Annotated in this window: 2 protein-coding genes; both read right to left on the bottom strand. The window is 51.0% G+C overall.

Annotated elements, in window-relative coordinates; translation table 11 throughout:
* Positions 1-653 (bottom strand): threonine synthase (thrC, locus tag BG32_RS11895; protein ID WP_121526893.1); only part of this gene is annotated, 653 nt, incomplete at its 3' end.
* The coding region (locus BG32_RS11890) for an ACT domain-containing protein (protein WP_121526892.1) at positions 650-1156 on the bottom strand (507 nt) is incomplete at its 5' end. The genes thrC and BG32_RS11890, both read right to left, overlap by 4 nt.

Raw genomic sequence — 1156 nt, 5'->3', positions numbered from 1 at the left:
CCCTCTGCCTGAAAGCCCATCATTCTGGGAAGGGATTCCGACAGTCCCTTCTCACGGTACTCCCTGTAGCCCATCCAATAGGCGGAAATGTTGCCCGCGTTTCCCACAGGGATGAAGTGATAGTCCGGGGCACGTCCCAAAACATCTATGATCTCGAAGGCGGCCGTTTTCTGACCTTCTAGTCTGTAAGGATTTAGACTGTTCACGAGCGTAACGGGATAGTTCTCAGAGATCTTCTTGGCCAGTTCAAGGCAGTTATCGAAGTTCCCGTCTATCTGGATTACCTTTGCCCCGTAGATCATTGCCTGTGCTAGCTTTCCTATGGCGATCTTACCCTCAGGGATCAGAATTATCGATTTCAGGCCGGTCCGGGCGGAGTACGCCGCCGCAGAGGCAGAGGTGTTCCCTGTCGAGGCGCAGATAACCGCTCTTGAGCCTTCTTCGATCGCTTTTGCAATTGCAAGGACCATCCCCCTGTCTTTGAAGGAGCCCGTCGGATTTGCGCCTTCATACTTCACATAGACTTTCACCCCGAACTGCCTGCTTATGTTCTCAAGGAAGATCAAGGGAGTGTTCCCTTCTAGAAGCGTTATTCTTGGAGTCTTCGGTGTTATAGGCAGAAAGTTCTCATAACTCTCTATGACTCCCTTCATATGATCTCCTCCAGGTTGAAGGCGCTGTGAATGGCGTTAACGGCAAGACTCACTTTCTTGTTGTCTATTACGACGGAAATCCTGCTGTTGCTTGCGCTGATCATGTCTATGTTGATGCCCTCGTTAGCAAGGGTCTCGAAGAGCGTCGCCGCAATAGCGGGAGTGGCAGTAAGGTTTACTCCGACAATGGAGAGTTTTGCGATGGCGCCTTCGACGGTGATTTCTCTGGCTTCGCTCCTCGACTTAAGTACGTCTTGCTTCAGCTTTTCGAGATCGCTTGCCTGGATAGTAAAGGCCATCGTGTTGTAATCCCCGCTTCTCATACTCTGTATTATCATGTCGATGTTGACGTTCTGCTCGGCAAGGGTCTTCAGAACTCTCGCCGCTATTCCCGGTCTGTCAGGCACCTCCTGCAGAACGACTTTCACGATATCCTGATCCGAAGTCACTGCTCTCACAATAGGCTGTTCCACTTTTGATCCCCTCCATATAAGCGTGCCTCT

Origin of the sequence: Mesotoga sp. HF07.pep.5.2.highcov, from assembly GCF_003666285.1 — a bacterium.
GTDB classification, from domain to species: Bacteria; Thermotogota; Thermotogae; order Petrotogales; family Kosmotogaceae; genus Mesotoga; species Mesotoga prima.
Note: the sequence above shows the minus strand (reverse complement) of the source record. Positions and strands in the feature narration are given on the sequence as shown.